Annotated in this window: 22 protein-coding genes; 11 read left to right on the top strand and 11 right to left on the bottom strand. The window is 59.4% G+C overall.

The genetic code is table 11. The features are described from left to right. Position 1: 1 nt before the first annotated feature. Genes QEV83_RS13345 through serB form a run of 3 tightly spaced genes read right to left on the bottom strand, consistent with a single transcriptional unit; the run spans position 2 to position 2,489 of the window. Positions 2-742 (bottom strand): allophanate hydrolase subunit 1, encoded by a 741-nt coding sequence (locus QEV83_RS13345; RefSeq protein ID WP_348273227.1) that lies wholly within the window; start codon positions 740-742, stop codon positions 2-4. Then, on the bottom strand, positions 739-1,506 hold the full coding sequence (locus QEV83_RS13340) for a 5-oxoprolinase subunit PxpA (RefSeq protein ID WP_280128211.1): 768 nt from the start codon (positions 1,504-1,506) through the stop codon (positions 739-741). Before QEV83_RS13340 ends, QEV83_RS13345 begins: the two co-directional genes overlap by 4 nt. A gap of 29 nt (positions 1,507-1,535) precedes the next feature. Beyond that, positions 1,536-2,489 carry a phosphoserine phosphatase SerB gene (gene serB, locus QEV83_RS13335; protein WP_280128210.1) on the bottom strand — a complete coding sequence of 318 codons (954 nt, stop codon included), beginning with the start codon at positions 2,487-2,489 and terminating at the stop codon, positions 1,536-1,538. A gap of 242 nt (positions 2,490-2,731) precedes the next feature. Between serB and QEV83_RS13330 the strand changes: the two genes are divergently transcribed. After that, positions 2,732-3,913 (top strand): glycosyltransferase, encoded by a 1,182-nt coding sequence (locus QEV83_RS13330; RefSeq protein ID WP_280128209.1) that lies wholly within the window; start codon positions 2,732-2,734, stop codon positions 3,911-3,913. 22 nt (positions 3,914-3,935) lie between these two features. Here QEV83_RS13330 and QEV83_RS13325 read toward each other — a convergent pair whose 3' ends face one another. Continuing rightward, the gene (locus tag QEV83_RS13325) at positions 3,936-4,514 is read right to left on the bottom strand and encodes a putative colanic acid biosynthesis acetyltransferase (protein ID WP_280128208.1); all 579 of its coding nucleotides are present in this window, start codon (positions 4,512-4,514) and stop codon (positions 3,936-3,938) included. Continuing rightward, complete coding sequence (locus QEV83_RS13320; protein ID WP_280128207.1) at positions 4,511-5,302, bottom strand: glycosyltransferase family 4 protein; 792 nt, start codon at positions 5,300-5,302, stop codon at positions 4,511-4,513. Before QEV83_RS13320 ends, QEV83_RS13325 begins: the two co-directional genes overlap by 4 nt. Positions 5,303-5,914: 612 nt before the next feature. On the opposite strand from QEV83_RS13320, the gene QEV83_RS13315 reads away from it, so the two are divergent. The 5 genes from QEV83_RS13315 (at position 5,915) to scpA (ending at position 12,592) form a co-directional block, all read left to right on the top strand. Further along, complete coding sequence (locus QEV83_RS13315) at positions 5,915-6,880, top strand: aldo/keto reductase (protein ID WP_280128206.1); 966 nt, start codon at positions 5,915-5,917, stop codon at positions 6,878-6,880. A gap of 173 nt (positions 6,881-7,053) precedes the next feature. Then, entirely contained in the window at positions 7,054-7,863 is an 810-nt protein-coding gene (locus QEV83_RS13310; RefSeq protein WP_280128205.1) for an outer membrane beta-barrel protein, read from the top strand. A gap of 210 nt (positions 7,864-8,073) precedes the next feature. Continuing rightward, positions 8,074-9,933, top strand: coding sequence for a methylmalonyl-CoA mutase subunit beta (locus tag QEV83_RS13305; protein WP_280128204.1), 1,860 nt, complete (start codon positions 8,074-8,076; stop codon positions 9,931-9,933). Positions 9,934-9,949: 16 nt separating this feature from the next. Continuing rightward, positions 9,950-10,333 (top strand): hypothetical protein, encoded by a 384-nt coding sequence (locus QEV83_RS13300; RefSeq protein ID WP_280128203.1) that lies wholly within the window; start codon positions 9,950-9,952, stop codon positions 10,331-10,333. Positions 10,334-10,444: 111 nt separating this feature from the next. Continuing rightward, positions 10,445-12,592, top strand: coding sequence for a methylmalonyl-CoA mutase (scpA, locus tag QEV83_RS13295; protein WP_280128202.1), 2,148 nt, complete (start codon positions 10,445-10,447; stop codon positions 12,590-12,592). Positions 12,593-12,626: 34 nt separating this feature from the next. On the opposite strand, the gene QEV83_RS13290 is transcribed toward scpA, so the two are convergent. Genes QEV83_RS13290 through gloA form a run of 3 tightly spaced genes read right to left on the bottom strand, consistent with a single transcriptional unit; the run spans position 12,627 to position 14,036 of the window. Next, the gene (locus QEV83_RS13290; protein WP_280128201.1) at positions 12,627-12,815 is read right to left on the bottom strand and encodes a hypothetical protein; all 189 of its coding nucleotides are present in this window, start codon (positions 12,813-12,815) and stop codon (positions 12,627-12,629) included. Between the two features lie 3 nt (positions 12,816-12,818). Continuing rightward, the gene (gene otsB / locus QEV83_RS13285; RefSeq protein WP_280128200.1) at positions 12,819-13,592 is read right to left on the bottom strand and encodes a trehalose-phosphatase; all 774 of its coding nucleotides are present in this window, start codon (positions 13,590-13,592) and stop codon (positions 12,819-12,821) included. 3 nt (positions 13,593-13,595) lie between these two features. Next, a complete protein-coding gene (gene gloA / locus QEV83_RS13280; RefSeq protein ID WP_280128199.1) occupies positions 13,596-14,036 on the bottom strand; it encodes a lactoylglutathione lyase in 441 nt (146 codons plus the stop codon). Positions 14,037-14,177: 141 nt separating this feature from the next. Here gloA and QEV83_RS13275 point away from each other — a divergent pair, with 141 nt between their 5' ends. Further along, positions 14,178-15,557, top strand: coding sequence for a cation diffusion facilitator family transporter (locus QEV83_RS13275; protein ID WP_280128198.1), 1,380 nt, complete (start codon positions 14,178-14,180; stop codon positions 15,555-15,557). After that, positions 15,554-16,864: an MFS transporter gene (locus tag QEV83_RS13270; protein WP_280128197.1), complete on the top strand. Its 1,311-nt coding sequence runs from the start codon at positions 15,554-15,556 to the stop codon at positions 16,862-16,864. The genes QEV83_RS13275 and QEV83_RS13270 overlap by 4 nt, the downstream gene beginning before the upstream one ends. Before the next feature lie 15 nt (positions 16,865-16,879). Here the strand turns inward: QEV83_RS13270 and QEV83_RS13265 are convergent, their stop codons facing one another. Together QEV83_RS13265 and QEV83_RS13260 are read right to left on the bottom strand one after the other, a co-directional pair. Next, positions 16,880-17,848 (bottom strand): YncE family protein, encoded by a 969-nt coding sequence (locus QEV83_RS13265; RefSeq protein WP_280128196.1) that lies wholly within the window; start codon positions 17,846-17,848, stop codon positions 16,880-16,882. Positions 17,849-17,858: 10 nt separating this feature from the next. Continuing rightward, positions 17,859-18,410 carry an SRPBCC family protein gene (locus QEV83_RS13260; RefSeq protein ID WP_280128195.1) on the bottom strand — a complete coding sequence of 184 codons (552 nt, stop codon included), beginning with the start codon at positions 18,408-18,410 and terminating at the stop codon, positions 17,859-17,861. Between the two features lie 173 nt (positions 18,411-18,583). On the opposite strand from QEV83_RS13260, the gene pepN reads away from it, so the two are divergent. Then, a complete protein-coding gene (gene pepN / locus QEV83_RS13255) occupies positions 18,584-21,256 on the top strand; it encodes an aminopeptidase N (protein WP_280131060.1) in 2,673 nt (890 codons plus the stop codon). Between the two features lie 30 nt (positions 21,257-21,286). Beyond that, positions 21,287-21,961 carry an O-methyltransferase gene (locus QEV83_RS13250; RefSeq protein WP_280128194.1) on the top strand — a complete coding sequence of 225 codons (675 nt, stop codon included), beginning with the start codon at positions 21,287-21,289 and terminating at the stop codon, positions 21,959-21,961. A 31-nt stretch (positions 21,962-21,992) separates the two neighbouring features. Here the strand turns inward: QEV83_RS13250 and QEV83_RS13245 are convergent, their stop codons facing one another. Further along, positions 21,993-22,325 carry a Rieske 2Fe-2S domain-containing protein gene (locus QEV83_RS13245; protein ID WP_348273281.1) on the bottom strand — a complete coding sequence of 111 codons (333 nt, stop codon included), beginning with the start codon at positions 22,323-22,325 and terminating at the stop codon, positions 21,993-21,995. Positions 22,326-22,544: 219 nt separating this feature from the next. Between QEV83_RS13245 and QEV83_RS13240 the strand changes: the two genes are divergently transcribed. Beyond that, positions 22,545-23,372, top strand: coding sequence for an indole-3-glycerol-phosphate synthase (locus tag QEV83_RS13240; RefSeq protein ID WP_280128192.1), 828 nt, complete (start codon positions 22,545-22,547; stop codon positions 23,370-23,372). Positions 23,373-23,484 lie beyond the last annotated feature (112 nt).

Genomic DNA, 23,484 nt, shown 5'->3' with positions numbered 1-23,484 from the left:
GTCAGGGCTCCTCCAAAATTTCAGATCGCGCGCAACTCTCGCCCGCCTCCGCGGCACGAGCCAAAGCGTCGAAGGCCGCGCCATCGATCCGCTCGAAACAAATCTCATCTCCGATGCCCAGGAGAAACGCTTGGGTGCGGCGGGGATCGAACATTTTAACCGGCGTTCGTCCGATCGCATACCAGCCGGTCGGCATGGCGCAACTTGCGATCAGAGCTTGCCCGGCCGCGATCAGCAAGGAACCGGGCGGCGCGGGCGCCCTTGGCGTGGCACGGCGCGGTAGCGTGAGCTCGCGGGGAAGCCCACCAAGAAACGCAAACCCCGGCGCGAAGCCATACATATAAACGCGGTAGCGGGCGCCTTGATGCAGGTCGAAGATTCGCGCGGGCGGCAACCCCGAGAGAGAAACGATCTCGCCGATATCCTCGCTGTGCGGAGACTCGTAACAGACGGGAATGTACCAGCGTTGCCGTCCTTCGCGATGCGCCTTCGATGGCATAGCAAGCCGGGACAGAGTTGCGATGAGAGCATCCGTCGTCAAGATTCGCGGGTCAAAATGAATCATCAGCGAACGATAGGTGGGCACGGTCTCCGTCACCCCAGGAATATGGGCTTGCTGGACAGCGGCATCGAGGGCCAACACGCGATCATGAAGTTTTGGATCGATGATCGCGCCGAATTCTACGACGAGCGCAGACTCTCCGGCAGGCAGATAGCGTGGCGCGGACTCGTTCGTCATCATTTCGTCCGCGCGAACGGCGCGAGCGCGATCCCGGCATCTTCAAGACGCGCGCGGATCGTTTTCGCCATCGCAACCGCGTTAGGACTGTCGCCGTGCACACAGATGCTATCGATACCGGCAGCCAAGCGCTTGCCGGACTCTGTGATAATCGCGCCCTCGGAAATCATCGCAAGCGCACGCGAGGCAACCTCAGTCACATTATGCAGCACGGCACCGGCGCAGGATCTCTCGACAAGACTGCCCGCATCCGTATAAGCGCGATCGGCAAAAATCTCGCGGGCCACCGCCAGCCCTTGCGTGACACCCGCCTCCTCCAATTTTGTTCCGGCGGGGACGAGGAACATCAAATCCCTCGCGACCGTTTTGACCGCGCGGGCGATCGCTTCGGCGATTGTTGCATCCTCGACCGCGATATTGCTCAAGGCGCCATGGATTTTGACGTAACCCAGTCTTGCTCCGGCATAAGCGCAGAGTGCTTGCGCGGCGCCGATCTGATAGGCGACCAGCCGCTCGATTTCCCCCGTCGTGAAGGGCAGTCTTCGGCGGCCAAATCCCCAAAGATCTGGAAAGCCGGGATGCGCACCAATCGCGATGCCCCTGGTCTTGGCGGCGGCAAAGGTTTGCGCCATGATCTCGGGATCTCCGGCATGAAAGCCGCAAGCGACATTGACGCTGGTGACAATGTCGAGCATGGCGGCGTCGTCGCCGATCCGATAGGCGCCGAACCCTTCGCCACAATCGCAATTCAAATCGACGCTGCGCATATCCTGGCACCTCTATTGCGGCGGCACACTCACAGCTCTGCCCGCAATTCTTCAGCTTGCCCAGTCTGTTCCGCAACAAACTCTTCGCGTTTGTAGCCTTGCGCGTAAAGCAGCGCGGTCAGGTCGCCATGATCGATCCGTGCGTGGGCGGCGGCGGCAACCCTTGGCTTTGCCCGGAAGGCCACGCCGAGGCCCGCCGCTTCGAGCATGGCGAGGTCATTGGCACCATCGCCAACCGCCAGAGTTTCCGTGGCCGTGAGGCCGTGCTTTTCCTGAAAATGTTCAAGGGCCGCAAGCTTGGCACTCTTGCCAAGAATCGGCTCAACGACAAGTCCGCTCAACTTGCCTTCCTCGTCGAAGAGCAGCTCATTCGCCCGATGTTCATCAAAACCGATGGCCGCCGCGATGACGGAGGTAAACACCGAGAACCCTCCCGAGACGAGCACGGTCTGCGCCCCATGGGCCCGCATCGTTCGCACCAAGGCTCGGCCGCCCGGCGTCAAGCTGATTTTGCGGGCGATGACGCGGTGGATCGTGGCACGGTCGAGTCCCTTAAGCAGGGCAACTCTTTCGCGCAAGGCCGGTTCAAACGCGATATCGCCGCGCATGGCGCGTTCCGTGATCGCCGCGATATGCGCCTTCTTGCCGATTTCAGCGGCGAGTTCGTCAATACATTCCTGGCCGATCATGGTGGAATCCATGTCGGCGAGCAAAAGCCGCTTGCGCCGCCCTTCCGCCTTTTGCACGATGACATCGATGGCAGCGTTGCCAAGACTGGCACGCACCTCGTCCGCAACGGCTTTGGTTCCGACGGCTGATCCGGTCTCAAAAAAAATATCGGCGGCGACGTCTTGCGCCAGCCAGTACGGCGGATCTCGCGGTGCGCAGGACTGCGCGGTTATGGCTTCGCTTGCCCGGCGGAGCATAGCGCCGGTCAAAACCGGCATCGCCGGATCGCAGACAAGCGTGGCAACATGCGTCATGGATTGCCTCGTTGGGCGCGGCTTTAATGGCACCCGCTTGTTTATTCCATTTGCCTGGGGATAAGGTTAATCGAGTCGTTCGCGGCAACATCCAATGCGCAAAACGTGCTCCCGAACCTAGTGATTGCACCAGCGCGTCAAGAATTAATAGGATAAGGATCGTCATGCAAATGAGATGATATTCCTGCTCATACCCTCGTGAAAATTGCTTTTTTTGCTCGCACGATTGGCCACCCACCTCAATGAATGTTTTGCACGTCATATCGTCCGTCAATCCCGAAACCGGCGGCCCGATCGAAGTCATCAATTCGTCTGCCAGCATCCTGGCGGAACATGGCTGCCATCAAGAAATTCTATCCCTCGATTCGCCTCACGATGCGTGGACCAAGACAGCGGCTCTGCCGCTCCACGCCATGGGCATCCGCAATCCGCGTTATCTTGGCTTGCGGACAAAAATTCCCTGGCTGCGCTATGGCTATACGCCGCATTTTGTTCCCTGGCTGAAAGAAAACGCCGCGCGCTATGACGCGATCATTGTCCATGGTCTTTGGAACTATGTCGCCCTCGGTTCGTGGCGTGCGCTCGGCAAGGGCGAAACGCCCTATTTCGTCTACGCTCATGGCATGCTGGATCCTTATTTTAACAAAATCCAGCCTCTCAAAGGCGCCGCCAAACAACTTTTGTGGTGGTTCAGCGAGGGGCGTCTCATCGCCCATGCGCGCAATGTCTTTTTTGCGACCGAAGAGGAACGCAGACTTGCGCGCCGTTCGTTCTGGCCTTTCCGCTGCAGGGATCGCGTCGTCGCTTTCGGCACAAAAGACGTCGCCGGCAACGCCGCCGCGCAGATCGCGGCGTTCCGCGCCGTGGTTCCGCGAGTGGCGGACCGGCCGTTCCTCCTGTTCCTGGGCCGCATTCATCCCAAAAAAGGCTGCGATCTGCTGATCCAAGCCTTCGCACTGGCGGCAAAGGATCGCCAAGTTGATTTGGTTATGGCGGGTCCCGATTCCGCTGGATGGGGAAACAAGCTCCGGATGATCGCCGCCGAGCTCGGGATAGCGGACCGGGTGCATTGGCCGGGCATGTTGAGCGGCGATCCGAAATGGGGTGCCTTCCGCGCGGCGGAAGCTTTCGTGCTGCCCTCTCACCAGGAAAATTTTGGCATCGTCGTCGCGGAAGCCATGGCCTGCGGCAAGCCAGTGCTCACGACGGACAAAGTTAATACCTGGCGGGAAGTGCAGGACAGCGAGGCGGGCTTGATCGCCAATGACGATCTCGAGGGCATCACGGGGTTGCTGAAGCAATTTCTTGAATTGTCCACCGAGGACAAGCGCGCCATGGGACAGCGGGCGCGTCAGGGTTTTGTCGAGAAATTCGATATTGGCACGATGGCGCCACAGCTGATCGAAGCCTTCCGGGGAAACTGACAAAGCATCGAGTCTCCGTCGCTCATGATCCGGCACCGGTATCCGAGCGCTTGCGCAACCTCACTTTGCGCGCGGGATTTCCGGCGTAAACCGTCCAAGGCTCCAAATCCTTGAAGGCAACGCCGCCGCCGCCAAGGACCGCGCCTTCCCCGATGGTCACGCCAGGGCCAACGATCGCGCAAGCCGCCACCCAAGCCCGCCGCCCAATATGAATGGGTTTGGTTTTCAACTGAAAATTGGGATCGTCGATGTCATGCGTTCCGGCAAGCAAAAACGAACATTGGGACACGATCGCATAATCCTCGAGAATGATGCGATCCATGGAATAACACAGCGTGCGCCAGCCAATGACGGCATGCTCCCCCATTTCAAGATTGGGCGGATACCAGACCGTTGTGCTTCCAAAAATCCGGGCAGTTGAAGAAATCTTCGCGCCAAAGAGTCTCAAGAGACATCGCCGCCAAGGATGCAGCGGCGGCGGCGTCCAGGATGCCAGAAGCAGCCAGCATATATTCCAAACGGCGCGAAGGAGCCGATGCCTTAAATCGAAACTTGGGCCGCCTTCAAGGGATTTGGTGGTCTTCGCGTCAAGAATGCTCATACCGGGAAGCCGCCAGTTGAATTTTCAATTTCGCTCATGAGAGCCTTGAAATTTTCGCCGAACTGCCGATCAGAATATTTGTCTTCCGCTTTTTTGCGCCCGTTTTCTCCAAGCCGTTTCGCCAAATCTGGATCTTTCAGGAGCTTGAGGATCTTCGCTGCCAGTTCGTCCACATCGTCTGGGTCCACCGCAAAACCATCGTCGCCGTCGCTCACGATTTCACCCGGAGCCCCGAATTTGCTGCAGATCACCGGCAGCCCAAATTGCCACGCCTCAAGGTAAACAATGCCAAATCCCTCTTTGATGGAGGGCAGTGCGAAAACACTCGCGCGGGCATAAGCCTCGTGCAATTGCGCATCCGGCACCCGGCCGAGAAACCGGACACATGGCGCGACGCCCATGTGTTCGGCGAGTTGCTCTAATTCAGGGCGCAAAATCCCATCGCCCGCGATCTCCAGAAGCGCCGATGGTTCTTGCTTTGAGACATGCACCATGGCCTGGATCAATTTGTCGATATTTTTGCCGCCATCATGGGCATCAAGCCGGCACACCGCCAAAATCCGCTGTCCTTCCGGTCTTCGATCCAGCGGCGGCGCGATCCGGTCGCTCGCGTTGGGCATAAGCCGGAACTTGCCGAGCGGCTGGCGGAATTCCCGCGCCATCGTGCATGCCGTAAACCAGCTTACCGAAGCAATACAATCGACGGATTTCAAGAACAATTCGTCGTAAATTTTCTTTTTCCGGTAACGCAGGTCGTTCCAAACCTCGTCGCCATGCACGAATAACACAACCCGTATATTCTTGCTGAAAATTTTGGTAAAAAAGGCAATGGATACCAAGTTTATACTGCCAAGCAGAAGTATATCTCCCGTACGCGAAGCTTTAAGCACGGATTTAAAAAGAAAAACAATCCGGCTCTTTCCAAATGGCCTAAGTTCAACTCCAGGAATCGAGGGAAGTTGGCTCCCAAAATCTCGCAATAGACCTATGTAGGCCAAAGGATATCCCTTCGAGCTCGTATAGAGGCCGAGATGCCTGATCAGTCTTCTATTAAATGCTTGTAAGCCACCGATTAATGAAAATGTTTCAAGGGCGAAGAATAAAATCTGCGTCTTGCGGTTTCGTTCTTTCCTCAACCAATCTCTCATTATCAACGTCACGGCTCGCCGTTCACGCGCGCGAAGTGTGCGCCGCAACATCCAGCTTACGCGGCCTCGGCGGTTTGAACAAGATGCCGCGCGACAGACCCATGGCCTTGATCCTTCGCGAGGCAAGATGCGGTGCTTCAAATTGGCATGTACATGCGATCGCAAATTTATATATCTGTTTCTAACTCTGGCGGTTGGGGCAGCTTCGACCAGATAACACCTCAGCCTGAGGAACAATCGGGAGACATTCGCGTGAGAACCGTCTTCGTATCAGGTCTCGGCCGTGAGGTCCCGGTTTTGGGTTTCGGCTGCGCCTCACTCGGCTCGCGAGTTTCCGAATCACAGGGGCTACGGGCGCTTTCCTATGCGTTCGAGCGGGGCGTTGGCTGGTATGACGTGGCGCCCGCCTATGGCGATGGAGAAGCAGAGGGAATCTTGGGAAAATTCCTGGCCGCACGCCGCGAACGCGTTGTGGTCTGCACCAAATTCGGAATCCCAAGGCCCGTGGTTTCGCCCTTGATGCGTCTGTTCCGGCCGGCGGCCCGAGCCATGGCGAAAGCGCTGCCTTTATTGAGCCGCCAGCCGCCCAGAGTTAACCGGCCCTGGTCCAAAAACCGGCTGCGCGCGGATCAAATCGAAGGCTCGGTCGTCGAGAGTTTGCGGCGGCTGCGAACGGATTTCATCGATGTCTTGGCGCTGGACGAGCCGAACCCCGAGGATTGCCTCAATGAGGCTATTTTGCGCGAATTGCGGCGCGTCCTCGAAAAAGGCTATGTGCGCTGCGTGGCGATCGCCGGATCGCCGGAAGCCATCGCCGCTGCAGCCCGTGCACCGGAGATTTTTAAGATCGCCCAGCTTCCCGACAATCCTTTCGTGGAAACACTCGAACGTACGAAACAGGCAACCGGTGATGGCGCGAAGTTCTTTTTCGTCACCCATGGCGTGTTCGGTTTGGGCGCCCATGAACGCCTGTCGCATCTCCTAGTAGGGGACGGCGGCCGCCTCGGAGCGCTCGCTTCGCAACTCGCCTACGGCCCGCCGTTCATGGCCGCCGAAATGCTGTTGGATTACGCGTTCGCGGTCAATCCGGACGGTGCCGTTCTCGCCTCCATGTTCACCCAGGCGCATATCGATACCAATTGTGCGAGAGCCCGCCGGCCGCCACGGCGCGACATCGGCCCATTCATGCAGAAATTCGTCATCGCGGCGAAACAATAGAAATCTTCGTGAGCACATGGCCATCAGCCCGCGCGGACGAGCGGGCCGCCAAACTGTTGCCGTCCCGCAACAGGCATCACCTAATGGATGTGCAGAAACGAAATTCAATAGTGTGTGTGACGAGATTTTGTTTAGCTGACGCATGGACGCATCTTTTTTGGAAGGGACAAGTTATGATTAAGAAACTCTCGATATTGGGCGCCTCGCTCGCCGCGCTTTGTTCATCCGCGGTACTCGCCGCCGATCTTCCCGTCGCACCGCCGCCACCGCCCTTTATTCCCTATAGCTGGACAGGCATCTATCTCGGCGTCAACCTCGGGCTTGGTGGCGACCGCTTCCAGTATCCGTTCAGCGTCTCCGCGCCGATCATTGCCACCTTCGCCAGCGGCAACGCCTCTATCACCTCGAGCGGTATCATCGGCGGCGGCCAAATCGGCTACAATTGGGAATTCGCCAACAATGTCGTTCTCGGGTTCGAGACCGACTTCGACGGCGCCGCGATCCGTGGCAAAGTCACGGCCAATCTCAATGGAGTCCTGTTAGCGGCGTTGCCCTTCGGAGCGAACGTGCAGGCGGGAAGCCGGATCAATTACATCGGCACGGTGCGTGGCCGCCTTGGCTATGCCTGGGACCGGTTCTTGGTGTATGGCACCGGCGGTTTCGCCTATGGCCAAGTCAATTCCGCGATCAGCGCGTCAGCGGCGATCGGCGGAGGAGCCGCGGCGTTCACGGCCTCGGAAAACAACAGCCGCACGGGTTTCGCGGTGGGTGGCGGATTTGAATATGCCGTTACCAATAACCTGACCTTGAAGACCGAATATCTCTACGTCAACCTCGGCACCAACAACATTATCAACACGAGCCTGCTCGGCGTTGTTGGCCTCAACGTCAATCAAAAGACGCAGGTCAACATTGCCCGGGCTGGCATCAACTACAAATTCAACTGGTTCAACCCGATCCCCGCGGTTGTCGCCAGATATTGAGGCATGATACCACCGGTCTCCAAGCCGGCGGTTTCACCCATTTGCTGATATTCATTCAATGCTGCCCGCATTCAAAGCGGGCAGCATTTTTTGTTGAATGCGCGAGCGACGCCGCGCTGAGCGCACGCACAGCTGGCCCATTTTGCGGTCTCCCATTCGCTCCACGATCTGCCTCGTGTAAAAGTGTGCCTGCCGGAAACCGGAGCGCGCATGGAAGGCCCCACAAATCCATTCCCGCCTGCCAGCGAGGCCGAATGGCGGAACCTCGTCGAGCGCGGGCTCGGCGGCAAGCCGTTTGAAAGTCTCATCTCAACGACATTCGAAGGGCTCAGCCTCGCACCCCTCTACGAGAGGGTGATAGGCGAGGGCCCGCGCCCTCTCCGGCAAAAGCCGGGGCCGTGGAAAATCGCGCAGCGCATCGATCATCCCGATATCGTGACAGCCAACGCCATGGCCCGCGCCGACCTCATGGGCGGCGCTGATGCACTCACGCTGACCATTTCCCAATCCTTCGCTGCAAGAGGTTTTGGCTTGCAAATCGAGAGCGAACGCGATCTCGATGCCGCATTTGCCGGCATCGATCTCGACCGCATCGCATTGCGTGTTGATGCTGACGCCCGCGCGCTGGACCTTGCGGCTTTGTTTGTTTCCATCGCGAAAGCGCGCCGTTTGACGTCGGCGGAACTCGACGTGGATTTCGGCCATGATCCGATCGGCCATTTCGCGCGCTGCGGCCACTTGCCCGCTGGAGCTTTGCAAGGTTTAGGCAATACGCTGACGCTTTTGCACGGCAACGGTTTCGCCGGGCATCTTTTCCTTGCCGATGGGCGTCCGTATCACGAGGCGGGCGCCGGCGAAGCGCAAGAGCTTGCCTGCGTCCTCGCGACGGGGATCGAATATTTGCGGCTGCTGGAAGCAGAGGGTCTCCCGCTGGAGGCCGCGCGACGGGACATCGCCTTTCTCCTTGCGGCCGATGCGGATGAATATCTGAGCCTTGCCAAATTCCGCGCCATGCGGCTTCTCTGGGCGCGCGTCGAAGACGCCTGCGGCCTGACGCCCAAACCCATCCGCCTGCATGCCGAGACGGCGTTCCGGATGATGACGCGCTATGATCCTTGGGTCAATATTTTGCGGGCCACGATGGGCGTGTTCGCGGCGGGTGCGGGAGGCGCCGATACGGTGACTGTCCTGCCGTTCACCTTGGCGCTCGGCCTGCCCGATGACGTCGCGCGGCGCATCGCACGCAATACGCAGTCGATATTGATCGAGGAATCCCATCTTGCAAAAGTCGCGGATCCGGCCGCCGGTGCCGGAAGTTTCGAAGCGCTGACTTCGGCGCTTTGCAACCGCGCTTGGGCCTTGTTGCAAGACATCGAAGCGCAAGGCGGCATGATCAAAAGCCTGCAAACGGGCACGCCGCAACGCGAGATCGGCGTGACGGCGGCGGCACGGCGCGACGCCATCGCACAACGCGCGCTGGCGATTACCGGCACGAGCGCATTTCCGCTTCTTACGGAAGCGCCAGTCCATGTGCTCGCGCCTCCGCCCGTGCGGGCAGATGATGATTTTACAGTATATGATAATATTCATCTACCTTCGCGGCGCGATGCCGAGCCTTTTGAAAGCTTACGCGTGGCCTCGGATAAATATTTCCAGGAAACCGGAAGCAGGCCGAAAATCTTTCTCACCCAGCTCGGGGAACCCCAGGGTGTTGCGCCGGCTTCCGATTTTGCCACCCATTTTTTCGCGGTGGCTGGACTCGAGGTTTTCAGCCAGGAAGGCTGCGACGCGGCGCAGCATTTCCGCGTGTCTGGCTGCAAAATCGCCTGTATTTTCGCAGCGGCAACGGTTTCAGCGGCCGATTTGATCGAAACAGCAGCGCGGCTATCTGACGCAGGTGCGGCACGCATTTACCTCGCCGGGCCTGTGCCAGAACCCGTTGCGAAAGCCTTGCACGACGCCGGGGTTGCCGAATTGATTTGCCCTCACCGCGATGCTCTGGCTATTCTGCGGGAATCATCCGTTATGACACTTCGGAGAACAACTAAGCTTGAAGAGCAAAAGCCGTAACAAAGGAATAACCAAAATGATCCCGGCAGGATACTCGCGCCTCTTTGCCGCCGCTTTTATGGGAGCGGCTTTTGTGAACGCTGCAAATGCGCAGGACACCGTGGCTGCAAGCCAAAATCCCGACGGGATCTATACGGTTTTCATCACCACGCGGCAGGGCGATTGCGACAAGGCTTATCATTGGATGATTTCCGTGTCTGGAGGGCGTGTGACCTCGGCCGGGGATACGCCGATGGAAGCCTCCGGCCACATCAACGGCGGCGCCGTGGACTTGGCGTTTCAGCGCATGGGCCAGGTCGCCACGGTCACCGGAAGACTCGCGAAGGGTTACGGTTCAGGGACTTGGATGTCATCGACCATGGGGTGCAAGGGCTCGTGGCGGGCACTCCGGCAAGGTTAAGCTCCTCCTTCGTGATCCGTGTGTGCGTAGCCCAATAATGGCATCGCAAAGGGCGTCAGGCTATCATTCGCAAACTCCGCCGGGAGCTTAACCAGCGAGCCGGGTTGCCGAATGAGCCGCGTTCCGGATTTCTCACAACTGGCCTTCGTCCCTGTGAACATATCCGCCGCCGATCCTGGCGGCGGCATCTGGCTCGCACCGGAAGGCATCAGTGTCGCCCCGCTGTATGGCGCGCCCAGCGTTGCCGGTCTCGACTTCCTGGACGGCTATCCTGGCGTCGCGCCTTTTCTGCGCGGCCCCTACCCCGGGATGTATCCGGCGCAGCCTTGGACCATCCGCCAATATGCGGGCTACTCCAGCGCGGAAGAGTCGAATGAATTCTACCGGCGCAACCTCGCCGCTGGACAAAAAGGTCTCTCTGTCGCTTTCGATCTCGCGACCCATCGCGGCTATGATTCGGATCATCCGAGAGTTGCCGCCGACGTCGGCATGGCCGGGGTGGCGATTGATTCGAGCGATGATATGCGGGCGTTGTTTGACCGCATCCCGCTCGGTGAAACATCGGTGTCGATGACGATGAGCGGCGCGGTGCTGCCGGTGCTCGCGTTTTATATCGTGGCAGCCGAAGCGCAAGGCGTGGCGCCAGCGAGCCTGGCGGGCACGATCCAAAACGACATTCTCAAGGAATTCATGGTGCGCAACACCTACATCTATCCGCCAGGCCCGTCGCTGCGCATCGTTTCCGACATTCTGAGCTTTACCGCGCAGCAGATGCCGAAGTTCAACGCGATCTCGATTTCCGGCTACCATATGCAGGAAGCGGGCGCTTCCGCCGATCTCGAACTCGCCTATACGCTCGCCGACGGTCTCGAATATGTGCGTGCCGGTCTGGCCGCCGGCCTCGATATTGATCGCTTCGCGCCGCGCCTCTCGTTTTTCTTCGGCATCTCGATGAATTTCTTCATGGAGGTTGCGAAACTGCGCGCGGCCCGGCTCCTTTGGGCGCGGCTGATGCGCAGGTTCAATCCGCGCTCAGACAAATCCTTGATCCTCCGCGTTCACGCGCAGACCTCCGGCTGGTCGCTCGCCGCGCAAGATGTGTTCAACAATATCATGCGCACGCAAATCGAGGCGATGGCGGCGACCCAAGGGCAAACGCAGTCCTTGCATACCAATGCGCTCGACGAAGCGCTGGCGCTGCCAAGCGATTTTTCGGCTCGGATCGCGCGCGAGACGCAGCTTTTTCTGCAGCAGGAAAGTGGCACAATGCGGGTCATCGATCCCTGGGGGGGCTCCTATTATATCGAGCATCTGACCGGCACGCTGGCCACCAAGGCGCTCGCCCATATCGAGGAAATCGAAGCGGCGGGTGGTATGGCAAAAGCCATCGAAGCCGGTATTCCAAAACAGCGGATCGAAGAGGCCGCAACGAAAACACAAGCGAGGATCGACAGCGGCGCTCAGACCGTGATCGGAGTGAACAAATATATTCCCGAAGAAAGGGACGAGATTGGGCTTTTGCGGGTCGATGCGGGCGCCGTGCGGGCGCGGCAGATCGCCAAACTCGAACGTCTCAAGGCTTCCCGCGATGCCGCACAAGTGAGGGCGGCGCTCGATACCTTGACCAAGGGGGCGCGCGAAAACGCCAATCTCTTGCACCTCACGATCGAAGCGGCGCGGGCCAAGGCGACGCTCGGCGAAATATCCTTCGCGCTCGAGAAGGTTTTTGGGCGCTACGTCTCGGGCATTGCCACGGTGTCCGGTGTCTATGCGAAGGAATCAGGCGCGACGTCGCCGGTCCTCTTGCACGTCAAAAGTTTGGTGGCGGCTTTCAAGGAAAACGATGGGCGGGCACCGCGCATCCTTGTCGCGAAAATCGGCCAGGACGGGCATGATCGCGGTCAAAAAGTCATCGCTTCGGCGCTCGAGGACCTTGGTTTTGAAGTCATCGCTGGGCCGCTTTTCGCCACGCCCGAGGAAGCAGCGCGGCAAGCCGTCGAAAACAATGTCCACATCCTTGGCGTCTCCTCGCTGGCCGCCGGGCATCTGACGTTCATGCCGCAGTTGCACGCGGCGCTTTTGCGCGAGGGCCGCGCCAATATCGTGATCGCGGCCGGCGGCGTAATCCCGCCGCAAGATTTCGATGCGCTGCGGGACGCGGGCGTTGCCGCGATTTTTCCGCCAGGAACCGCGATCCCGGACGCTGCGGCCAGGCTCATCGAAGCGCTGAATGACAAGCTCGGCTACCGGCAGAAATAGAGGGCGGAATAAAGCGTTTCCTCTCGCATGCGGCTCAGCGGTTCCGGCGCCGGTACCAATATTCGACCCAGGGCAATAGGCCCGCAAGAACAAAGAAGCTAAGCTCGTAACGGCCGGTGAAAAGAATGAAAACGATGCCCGCTGCCGTCAAACAGAGGCTGATCCAGATGATGCCTCTGCGGCTGGTGAGAAATTCGAGAATGGCTTTGTCCCGGGGAGTCACGACCTAACCTCGCATGGTTTTGAGACTGCTCAAGAGCTGTTGAAGCTCCTTCCGCACATCGTCTGGATCACGCAACTGATAACGTGCCTGCGTGGCAGTGGCAGACCCGGCGCGCACCGAAACGCCGCCTTGCGCATTTACGAACAAGAATCCGTTTTCGTCTGTCCTATCGTCCCCGATAAAGACCGGCAGGCGGCCTGAAAAGGGCGGTGTCGCAAGGAGCGCGGCGATGCCCTGCCCCTTGTCGTGAAGCGCGTCCTTCAGTTCGGCAACCATCTTGCCTTCTTGCATAAAGAGTCCGTGGTGTTTCGCGAGAGCACCGGCAAAATTCAACACGGTTTCGGCGAGATCCGGCACCTGCCGGAAATGAATGGCGAGCGCCGCCCCCTTGTCCTCAAGCCGCAAAGCGGGATGGGCGGCCACGAAGTCGGCAAGCGGTTGCCGTACTTTGTCCATCGTGCCCTCCGGCGGCGCAACGCGGGTGCCATCGGCAAAGCGAATCTCCGCGCCGTGCAACCCAGCAGCCGGAAACGTCAGTGGCGCAAAAATGCGATCGAGATCTTCGATTTTCCTCCCGCTGACGAGGGCAAGCGCGCCCTGCGCGGCGGCCGCAAGTTCCGTCAACAGTGTGAGCAACCCCGCATCCGCGATGACATCCTCGGGGCGCGGCTTAATCTCAAGCAGCGTGCCATCGACATCGAGAAAATAGGCGGCTTTGGAGAGCGGCGCTAATTCCGCAAGACCACCCGGCGACAAGGCGAGGGGCGCGCCAGCCAATCGCTACCACGCCCCAATGTTCGGCATCGAAACCCAGGGTTCTCGCTTTGGCAAAGGCTCGCCCTTTTGCAAAAGTTCGATGGAAATATTGTCTGGCGAGCGGATGAAAGCCATATGGCCGTCGCGCGGAGGCCGGTTGACGGTGACGCCCGCTTTCATAAGTTTGTCACATGCCGCGTAAATATCATCGACCGAATAGGCCAAATGGCCGAAGTTGCGGCCGCCCGTATAGGCTTCCTTATCCCAATTATAGGTCAGCTCAATGAGCGGCGCTTTCGACGTCTTAGCGCGATCCGCGTCTCCTGGCGCCGCGAGAAACACCAAAGTGAAACGGCCTGCCTCGTTTTCGACACGCCGTATCTCGACGAGGCCAAGCTTATGCGTGTAAAACTCCAGCGACTGCTCAAGATCCGTGACCCGGACCATCGTGTGCAGATATTCCATATTTCTTCCCTTCCACGTTTCGCGGCTTGAGCCTGGGATTGGGCTTGGCGTATTTTTGGGGATATATAGCACAGGGGCCGTGGCGGCGAGACTATCTCCAATACGCGTTGCGAAATGCCCGCATGGAAACAGGATCTCGTGATGAATGAAGCCCACCGGCTCAAAGAGCGGGCCGCGCTTGCCTCGATCGCGGTGAGCACGCTGATGACGGCGGCAAAGCTCTTCGCCGGGCTTGCCTCGGGCTCCTTGGCGGTGCTCTCCGAGGCTGGCCACAATCTCGGCGATGTGGCGGCGACAGTTCTCACCTATTTCGCGATACGGATCGCCAATAAGCCGGCCGACGAAGAGCATCCATTCGGCCATGCCAAGGTGGAAGCCTTGGCGGCCCTTGTCGAAACTGGTTTCTTATTCGCGCTCGCTGCCTTTATCTTGATCGAGGCGGTGAAGCGGCTTGCCAATCACGACATTCATATTGATCCTGGGCCGATCGTTTTCGTGGTTTTGATCGTCTCGATGATCGTCGATTTGGTGCGCTGGCTCTCCTTGAAGCGAATAGCCTTGGCGACGAAAAGCGACGCGCTCGCTGCCGACGCGCTGCATTTTTCAAGCGATATCGTGGCTTCCGGCTTGGCGCTTTGCGGCATCGCTGCCGTGCTTTACGGTTACCCGCAAGGCGACGCTCTGGCGGCGCTGGGGCTTGCGATTTTCATTGGCGTGGCAGGCCTCAAGATTGGCCGCCGCACCGTCAACACACTTGTTGACACAGCGCCGAAAGGCCTCACGTCAGAGATCCGGTCGCTCGCCGAGTCGGTTCCAGGCGTGATCGAGGTCGAGACGCTGCGGCTGCGCCCGGCTGGAGCCGAAGTCGTCGGCGATATCGCAATCACCGTGGCGCGCACCTTGCCGCTCGAAAAAGCCGCCGCCATCGAGGCGAATGTCGCGGCCGCCATCGCGGCGCCGCATCCGGAAGTCACCGTGAAGGTGGCGGCACGGCCGATTGCCCTTGACGACGAAACGATCCTCGAACGGGTGCTGCTGATCGCGGCCAAGCGCCATGTTCCCATTCATCATGTCACCTTGCAGGAAATCAGCGGACGCACGTCAGTCAGTTTCGATGTCGAACTTGATGGCCGCATGTCGCATGGCAATGCGCATGAGATCGCCTCCGGGCTGGAGATGGAGATAGTTCGGGAACTCGGCCCGGATATTGAAGTCGAAAGCCACATCGAGCCGCTGGAGCCACGCCAATTGCAAGGCCAGGATGTTGCCGCAAACATGCGCGCAGAAATCAAATCCGCACTGACCAGAATGGCTCCCGAAACCGGCGCGATCCACAACGTACATAATGTCAGGGTGCGAACGACGCCGGACGGATTGGTGATCAATTACCACTGCCGGGTCAGCCCGCACCTGAGTGTCGATGAAGTGCATGAATATGTCGATACGCTCGACCGCAAAATACGCGCCGCTTTCCCCGGCATCGTCAGGATCGTCGGCCACGCCGAGCCGTTGCGCACATGAAGAAAATCGATCCCGCTTCAACCCCGCCATTCGCCATGCTCGCTGGGCTCCTGCGGTCGCGCCGCTTCGCGGGTCTATTCTGGTGCCAGTTTTTTTCCGTCTTCAATGACAATTTCGTGCGCAACATGCTCGCCATGCTGATCCTCTTCAGGCTTGGCGAGACCCACGCTGGCCCGCTTATCACGCTTGCGGTCGGCACCTTTATGCTTCCCTCGCTGGTTCTTTCGGGTCTTGGTGGCGAGCTGGCCGACGCGCATGACAAAGCATGGCTGGCCCGGCGTCTCAAATTCGCAGAGATATTGGTTCAGATGATCGCCGCCGCAGGCCTCATTCTCTCATCATTGCCGCTGCTTTACACGGCATTGTTTGGCCTTGGTGTGATCTCGGCTTTGTTTGGGCCCGTCAAATATGGCATCCTTCCCGATCTGCTCGTCAAAGCCGAACTGATGGCCGGCAACGCGCTTGTTGAGGCGGCGACATTCATCGCCATTTTTCTGGGCCTGATCGCCGGCGGCCTCTCGGCCAAGGGACGCGGGCCGGAAGGAACCGTCCTGCAACTGATGGCGATCGCCATTGCATGTTTCGCGGCCAGTCTTTTTATCCCTTCCACGGAGCGTGGAGAACCGGGTCTTCATGCCAACCGCAATGTCCTTGCTTCCACCTTCGCCCTCATTCGCGAAGTGGCGCAAGATGCGACCCTCTGGACACGAACCATGGCGGTCTCTTGGTTCTGGATGAGCGGCGCGATCGCCTTGTCCCTTGTACCGGTCGTTGTCCGCAACAAAACCGGCGGCGGCATCGAGGTCGAAACGGCGGTGAGCGCACTGTTCGCGCTCGGCATTGGGATCGGCTCGATCGCGGCGGCCGTCATCGCGCATGGCCGGATTTATTTGAAAATGGTTCCGTTCGCGGCGCTCGGCATGGCGGCGTTTTTGATCGACCTCGGCGCCGCGACATATTTCCTTCCGGTCGCGTCACGGGAAATCGGGCTTGCTGAATTCTTCTCGTCCTTGGCGGGTCTGCGTATCGCCTTCGATGTCGCCGCCCTGGCCTGCGCGGGCGGCTTGTTCGTCGTCCCCTTATTTACCGCGATCCAGGCGGATGCTGCCCTCGACCGCCGCGCCCGAATCGTCGGTGGCGTCAATATCCTCAACGCGGCCTTCATTGTCGGCGGCGTGTTGGCGACCGCCATTCTGCAAAGCTCACATGTAGGCGTCACCGAGCCCGTGCTTCTCGCGGCGCTTGGGGTCTTGAATATAGGCGCTGCGCTTTATGTGCGAAGGCCGGCGGCGCATGGCGCGATTTGAGGGAGAGTGTTCCCTTTACAGCGTCTCACGCAAAAACGTGCCAAACGCCCGCGGCCCGTCGCCCACGGGCATTTTCGCCGTCACCGCGAGCGTCTCGGCATTGATCGCCCAGACTTCGTTTGAGAACCAATTGACGACGTAAACGCTGTTGCCGTCGGCACTGGTTTCGATCCCTTCCGGGTAGTCACCAACGGAAATCCGCTTCACGGGCTGCAGCGTTGAAAGATCGAACACGGAGACGGTTCCGCCATATTGATCGGTCGAAAAGCCGCGTCCCTTGGCGAGGGCAATAGCATAGGGCCGCTTGCCGACCGCCACCGTGCCGAGCAACTTGGCCGTCTTGAGATCGACGACGGACACGTCGTTGCTCTCAACATTCGCGGCATAGACGCGCTCACCTAGCGCATCGATGGTCACACCAAACGGATGAGTCCCGACCTTGACCGTCCCCGTGCGGGAAAAGGATTTCGTGTCGATAATTGAAATTTGATTGTCGTCGCGATCGGCGGTCACGATCCGTGTCCCATCCGGCGTCAAGGCGACACCCGAGGGAGACGCTCCCACCTCCACAGTCGCGACGATGGCGCTGGTGGAAAGATCGATCTTGTAAAGGCGCGGCACATAGAACCCGGCCACGTAAAGATAGCGGCCTTCCGGATCGATGGCGATGCCCAGCGGTGTGTCGGGCATGGCGATTTTCGAAGCGATCCGGCGCGAGGCGGTGTCGATCACCGAGACATATTTGCCCTCTGTGCTCGTGACGTAAGCCGTGCGTCCATCGCGCGCCATGGCGATCCCAGCGGGCTTGCCCAAAACCGGGATTCTTGCCACGACATGTTTCAAGCCGAGATCGAGCACGCTGACTTCATCGCCGGTTTGATCGGTGATAAAGGCCTCGGCCGCGCTTGCAGCCCCGGAAAAGGCGCCAGAGGCGCAGATGGCGGCGACCAAGGCCGCCACCTTAGCGGCTTGCCAACACTTCACAAAGAGGACCTCACTTGGCCGCCTCGACTTTTTGCTTCAAATTCTCGAGGCCCTTGCGGTAGATCGCCGTGACCGCCTTGATGCCCGCCTCGTCGTTCAATTCCGGCGGCGGATCATTGTTGGGATAGCCGCGATAAAAGGCGCCGCGCCATTCCACGGTGCTTTTCCCGCCGTCCGCCGGCAAAACCGTGATGGTCGAGGAATAATTGTTCACGGGCAACACCTTCACATCAACCGTGTCGATCCGATAGGAATAGCTCATCTCCCCGGCGTCATATTTGTAGAGGCTCTCGTCGATTGTCGCGCCACCGTCCAGGGTGAGCTGGCGTTTGGCGGTGTCCGGCTCGTTGCCGCCCGTCCCCGTCGTTTTGGCAACGCCTGGAAGCCAGCTCAAGTCTTGGAAATTCGCGATGGCGGCCCAGACCTTCGCGGGAGGCGCATCGATCGTGATCGTTTCCGTCACTTTTTGACGCGATGGGCCATGCGCCCATCCATGTTGCGCCAGCGCCAGAGCGGCGATCGTGGTCACGATGAGCAAACTCTTTTGAAAATTCCAGGTCATGCCTATATTTTCCCTGTTGTGCCGGCGGAAACGGGTCCGTCAGTCCAGACTTGAGTTTTGACGAAGGAGTACGCCGTTCCGCGCAGATGAATTTGCGCCGGAGTGTCCGCGACCTTATGTTCGCCGCGTTCATTCCTTACCGTTTTCTCCTGCTGCTGAGCTTAGAGGTTTCGATGCGCACCGATATCGCAGAACCCGTTCGCCTGAAAGACTACCGGGTTCCCGATTATCTGATCGACAAGGTCGATCTCGATGTCAAGCTTCACCCGTCGGCGACACGGGTTTTGGCCCGCCTTCGGATCCGCCCGAACCCCAAGGGGCGCTCCAAGGCGCCGCTCGTCCTCGACGGCGATGATCTCACCGCAACGAAGATCGCCCTCGACGGGCAGCTGCTGGATTTGCACGAAACCGGGGCGTGGAATGGGTCTGTCACCCCCGATCAGTTCACCTTGAGCGCACCGCCGCAACATCCCTTCGTCCTCGAGATCGAAACCATCATCGATGCAGCGGCCAACACAAGGCTGATGGGTCTTTACCGCTCCGGCTCCGCTTACTGCACCCAATGCGAGGCGGAAGGTTTCCGGCGGATCACCTATTTCCTCGACCGTCCCGATGTCCTCAGCATTTATACGGTGCGGCTCGAAGCGGAGATGTCCGAGGCGCCTCTCCTGCTTTCCAATGGCAACAAGATCGCGGGCGGCGAGATCGAGGGAACGACACGCCATTTCGCGGTCTGGCACGACCCATTTCCGAAGCCTTCTTATTTGTTCGCGCTGGTCGGCGGCGATCTCGGGTCGATTTACGACGAATTCAAGACGTGCTCAGGCCACAAAGTCATGCTCGGAATCCATGTCGAACACGGCAAGGAACCGCATGCGGTCTATGCGATGGATGCCTTGAAACGCGCCATGGAATGGGACGAAAAGGTCTATGGGCGCGAATATGATCTCGACGTTTTCAACATTGTCGCGGTCTCCGATTTCAACATGGGCGCGATGGAAAACAAGGGCCTCAACATCTTCAACGACAAATATGTCCTCGCCTCGCCCGCGACAGCGACCGATATGGACTATGCGAATATCGAAGCAGTGATCGCGCATGAATATTTTCACAATTGGACCGGTAACCGGATCACCTGCCGCGACTGGTTCCAGCTGTGCCTCAAGGAAGGACTGACCGTCTTCCGAGACCATGCGTTTTCCGCCGACATGCGGTCCGATGCAGTCCGCCGGATCGGCGATGTCCGCACCTTGCGCGCCCAGCAATTCGCCGAGGACGCCGGCCCGCTCGCCCATAACGTACGGCCGGACACTTATTTGGAAATCAACAATTTTTATACCGCGACGATCTACGAAAAAGGCGCCGAAATCATCCGCATGCTGAACGTCCTCATAGGAGACGACGCTTTCCGCAAGGGGATGGACCTGTATTTCGACGAATATGATGGAACGGCGGCAACGATCGAGGATTTTATTTCCTGTTTTGCCCAAGCCTCCGGGCGTGACTTGACGGAATTTTCGCGCTGGTATCACCAGTCCGGCACCCCGCTGGTCTCGGTGACCGCAACTCACGACGCCAAGGCAGAGACCTTCACCCTCGATTTCTCGCAGTCCTGCAAACCGACGCCCGGCCAAGACAAAAAAGACCCCTTCGTCATTCCGGTCGCCCTCGGTCTCGTCGTCCCCGGTCAGGGCGATATTGAACTGCGGACCGGAAACCAGGATGGCGCAAGCGCCGAAGAACTGTCGCGCGGCGTGATCGAACTCTCGGCCGCGCAAAGGCGTGTCACATTTCATAACGTGCCAAACCGCCCGGTTCCGTCCCTTTTCAGGGGATTTTCGGCGCCTGTGCGGCTCGAATATGCGGCAAGCGAAGCCGACCTCATCACGCTCATTTCGCACGACAGCGACGGATTCAACCGCTGGCAAGCGGCGCAAGTCTATGCCACCCGCCTGCTCGTGCGATCGGCCGGTCAGATCCGCGCGGGGAGCGCGCCGCATAGAGACGAAGACTTCAGCCGCGCACTTGCCATCGTCATCGAAAAAAGCTCCGATCCGGCTTTCATCGCGCAAGCACTCACTTTGCCGGGCGAAGCCGATATCGCGCGGGAGATCGGCGAAGACGTTGACCCGGATGCGATTCATCTCGCCCGCGAGTCGCTTCGCGAGACGATCGGGCGCGACCTCAAGGATGCGCTGCTCGCCAATTACCAACAGCTCGCCGACAGCGGCCCTTATTCGCCCGGCGCGGTCGCCGCCGGAGGGCGGGCTCTGCGCAATGCCGCGCTTGATCTCCTGACCGCCGGAAACAAGGCCGAGGGCGCGCTGCTCGCCGCCCGGCAACTCGAAACCGCCTCGACCATGACGGACGAGATCGCGGCGCTCGCCGCCTTGACGCATAGTCCGGGAACCGAACGCGAGGCCGCGCTCGATGCTTTCTACCATGCTCATGAGGGCGAGCCGCTGGTCATCGACAAATGGTTCGCGCTGCAGGCGTCGATTCCCGAACCAGGCACCCTCGACCGCGTGAAAAAACTCATGCAACACAAGGCTTTCTCGTTCAACAATCCGAACCGGCTGCGGTCTCTGGCAGGCTCATTCGCGGCCATCAATCCAACGCAGTTCAACGCGCTTGATGGCAGCGGCTATGAATTCATCGCCAAGATTGTTCTCGATCTCGACGCGAAAAACCCGCAGGTCGCCGCACGCCTGCTGTCGGCCTTCAAAAGCTGGCGGGTGCTCGAAGTCAAACGCCGCACCCTAGCCGAGCGGGCGTTGCGCCGTGTCGCCAGCACGGCGGGCCTGTCCGCCGACGTGAAGGACATCGCCGAGCGCTCGCTGGGCTGAAGGCCCCGTCATCCTGTTTGAGGATCATCTATGACCGAGGCACTCTGGACGGCGGTTGACAATTATATCCATGATGCGCTGGTCCCTTCCGACACCGCGCTCGACGCCGCCATTGAGGCGAGCAACGCGGCAGGTCTGCCGCCGATACAAGTCACTCCGAGCCAAGGAAAATTTTTGCATCTCCTCGCCAAAATCCAAGGTGCGCGCAGAATATTGGAGATCGGCACGCTCGGTGGCTACAGCACGATCTGGCTCGCGCGTGCGCTGCCGGAAGGCGGCCGCATCGTGACGATCGAAGCCGATCCGAGGCATGCCGACATTGCAAGGAAAAATATCTCGCGCGCGGGCTTGGATCCTCTCGTTGACCTGCGCTTGGGCCGAGCCCTGGACGTACTGCCGGAGCTTGCCTCCGAAGGTAATGGCGCCTTCGATTTCACCTTCATTGACGCCGACAAGCAACACATCCCGGAGTATTTCGAATTCGCGCTCAAATTGTCGCGGCGGGGTAGCGTGATCCTCGTCGACAATGTTGTGCGCGATGGCAGGATCGTCGACACGAAAAGCCGCGATCCCGATATTATGGGCATCCGCCGTTTCAATGAGATCCTGGCCGCCGAGCCGCGTGTCAGCGCGACGGCAATTCAAACCGTGGGCGCGAAAGGCTACGATGGGTTCGCCATCGTCCTCGTGACCGAGGATATTTAGCGCCCCATCTTCGCGGCTCGCGAAAAGACGATTATGGCGCCGCAAAGAGCGGCGAAACTCCTTCCGTATCGATGTAAACAATCCCATCCTCGATTTTGATGGGATATTCGGCAAGCGCGCTTTCCTTCGGGTGAATGGGATCGCCTGAGTTCATATCCCACGTCCAAGCATGGCTGGGGCAGGTCAGCACGGTGCCGTCGAATTCGGCTTCGGCCAATGGCGTATTGGTGTGCGGGCATACTCCTTGAAAGGCTTTGATCACGCCATTTTCCGGCCACGCCAAAACGATGACATGGGCATCGGCGATCACGATCCGCATGCCACCCTCGGCGATCGTGTCTTCTTTGCACACTCTGGTGAACATCAAAAATCCCATGAAAAAGCCGGAGCCCTTTGCCATGGTCGGCATTCTTTCGCGGCAAGACAATAGGGCAGAAGGTCGCTCGCGCCGGCGCCGCAACGACTGGCCAAAATTCGCGCAACATGTCATGCTGCGGGTGCGAACTTCATTGAGGGACCGTACGGTGAACACCATCCCTATGCCATCCCGTCTCGGCTCAAAGCGTGCCAGGCGTTTTCAACCATGAAGCTGCCTGAAGGGAGTCTCCTTGGGCCCTTCCTCGCGCAGCGACTGGGGGAGGTGAACAAAGCCAAGGCAAAACGCTCGCTGGGTCAACTCCAGGGAAAGATCGGCGAAATGCCTATGACGCGTGGCTTTCAAGGCGCGCTGGCGGCCCATTTCAAGGCGTCGGGTAAGCCAGGTGTCATCGCCGAATTGAAAGGAGGCTCGCCCTTCGACAGTTCGTTTCGAAAAATCATCCCTTACAAAGACCTGGCCGAGGATTTCGAGGCGGTGGGCGCGGTTTGCCTCTCCGTTGCCGTCGAGCGGCGCACTTTTGCGGGCTCCTTTTCGGATCTTGCCACGGTGCATGACGCGGTCCAGATTCCCGTCCTCGCGCAAGACATCGTGGCCGATCCTTATCAGATGCTCGAAGCACGTCTGGCCGGCGCGGATGCGGTGATCTTGTCGGTCAGTCTGCTCGGCGAACAACTCGCTGGGTTTATCGAACGGGCCACGGCCATCGCGCTGGATGCGCTGGTCCAGGTCCATACCAAGACCGAGCTTGACCAGGCGCTTGCCGCGGGCGCCGATTTCATCTGCGTCACCAATCGTGACATCCATGGTTTTGCGCTCAAGCCCGGCACCTGCGAAGCGCTGTTGCCGCTGGTGCCCACGGAAAAGATTTTCGCGGTTGCGGAAGGCGGGCTTGGCACCGCCGAGGATCTCGAACGCATGGGAAAGTCGGGCGCCAAGGCCGTCCTCATGGGAACCGCCCTGATGAAAGACCGGGATCCCGCAGGCGTGCTCGAACGAGTGCTCGGCATCGAAACAGAGGTCGAGCCCGGATAGAAAAGAGCGGCCTGCGCCAGATTCAGATCAGCCCTCACCATATGTTCATCGCGCAAGAAGCAGATCGCGGATCTTCCGGCAGGGTGATCAAATCTGCATTCATTTTTCATTA

This window comes from Methylocapsa sp. D3K7 (assembly GCF_029855125.1).
Classification (GTDB): domain Bacteria; phylum Pseudomonadota; class Alphaproteobacteria; order Rhizobiales; family Beijerinckiaceae; genus Methylocapsa.
Note: the sequence above shows the minus strand (reverse complement) of the source record. Positions and strands in the feature narration are given on the sequence as shown.

Coding starts and splice junctions, on each gene's coding strand:
- QEV83_RS13345 (WP_348273227.1), bottom strand. CDS start 742: ATGATGACGAACGAGTCCGCGCCACGCTATCTGCCTGCCGGAGAGTCT.
- QEV83_RS13340 (WP_280128211.1), bottom strand. CDS start 1,506: ATGCGCAGCGTCGATTTGAATTGCGATTGTGGCGAAGGGTTCGGCGCC.
- serB (WP_280128210.1), bottom strand. CDS start 2,489: ATGACGCATGTTGCCACGCTTGTCTGCGATCCGGCGATGCCGGTTTTG.
- QEV83_RS13330 (WP_280128209.1), top strand. CDS start 2,732: ATGAATGTTTTGCACGTCATATCGTCCGTCAATCCCGAAACCGGCGGC.
- QEV83_RS13325 (WP_280128208.1), bottom strand. CDS start 4,514: ATGAGCATTCTTGACGCGAAGACCACCAAATCCCTTGAAGGCGGCCCA.
- QEV83_RS13310 (WP_280128205.1), top strand. CDS start 7,054: ATGATTAAGAAACTCTCGATATTGGGCGCCTCGCTCGCCGCGCTTTGT.
- QEV83_RS13305 (WP_280128204.1), top strand. CDS start 8,074: ATGGAAGGCCCCACAAATCCATTCCCGCCTGCCAGCGAGGCCGAATGG.
- QEV83_RS13300 (WP_280128203.1), top strand. CDS start 9,950: ATGATCCCGGCAGGATACTCGCGCCTCTTTGCCGCCGCTTTTATGGGA.
- scpA (WP_280128202.1), top strand. CDS start 10,445: ATGAGCCGCGTTCCGGATTTCTCACAACTGGCCTTCGTCCCTGTGAAC.
- gloA (WP_280128199.1), bottom strand. CDS start 14,036: ATGGAATATCTGCACACGATGGTCCGGGTCACGGATCTTGAGCAGTCG.
- QEV83_RS13275 (WP_280128198.1), top strand. CDS start 14,178: ATGAATGAAGCCCACCGGCTCAAAGAGCGGGCCGCGCTTGCCTCGATC.
- QEV83_RS13270 (WP_280128197.1), top strand. CDS start 15,554: ATGAAGAAAATCGATCCCGCTTCAACCCCGCCATTCGCCATGCTCGCT.
- QEV83_RS13260 (WP_280128195.1), bottom strand. CDS start 18,410: ATGACCTGGAATTTTCAAAAGAGTTTGCTCATCGTGACCACGATCGCC.
- pepN (WP_280131060.1), top strand. CDS start 18,584: ATGCGCACCGATATCGCAGAACCCGTTCGCCTGAAAGACTACCGGGTT.
- QEV83_RS13250 (WP_280128194.1), top strand. CDS start 21,287: ATGACCGAGGCACTCTGGACGGCGGTTGACAATTATATCCATGATGCG.
- QEV83_RS13245 (WP_348273281.1), bottom strand. CDS start 22,325: ATGTTCACCAGAGTGTGCAAAGAAGACACGATCGCCGAGGGTGGCATG.
- QEV83_RS13240 (WP_280128192.1), top strand. CDS start 22,545: ATGAAGCTGCCTGAAGGGAGTCTCCTTGGGCCCTTCCTCGCGCAGCGA.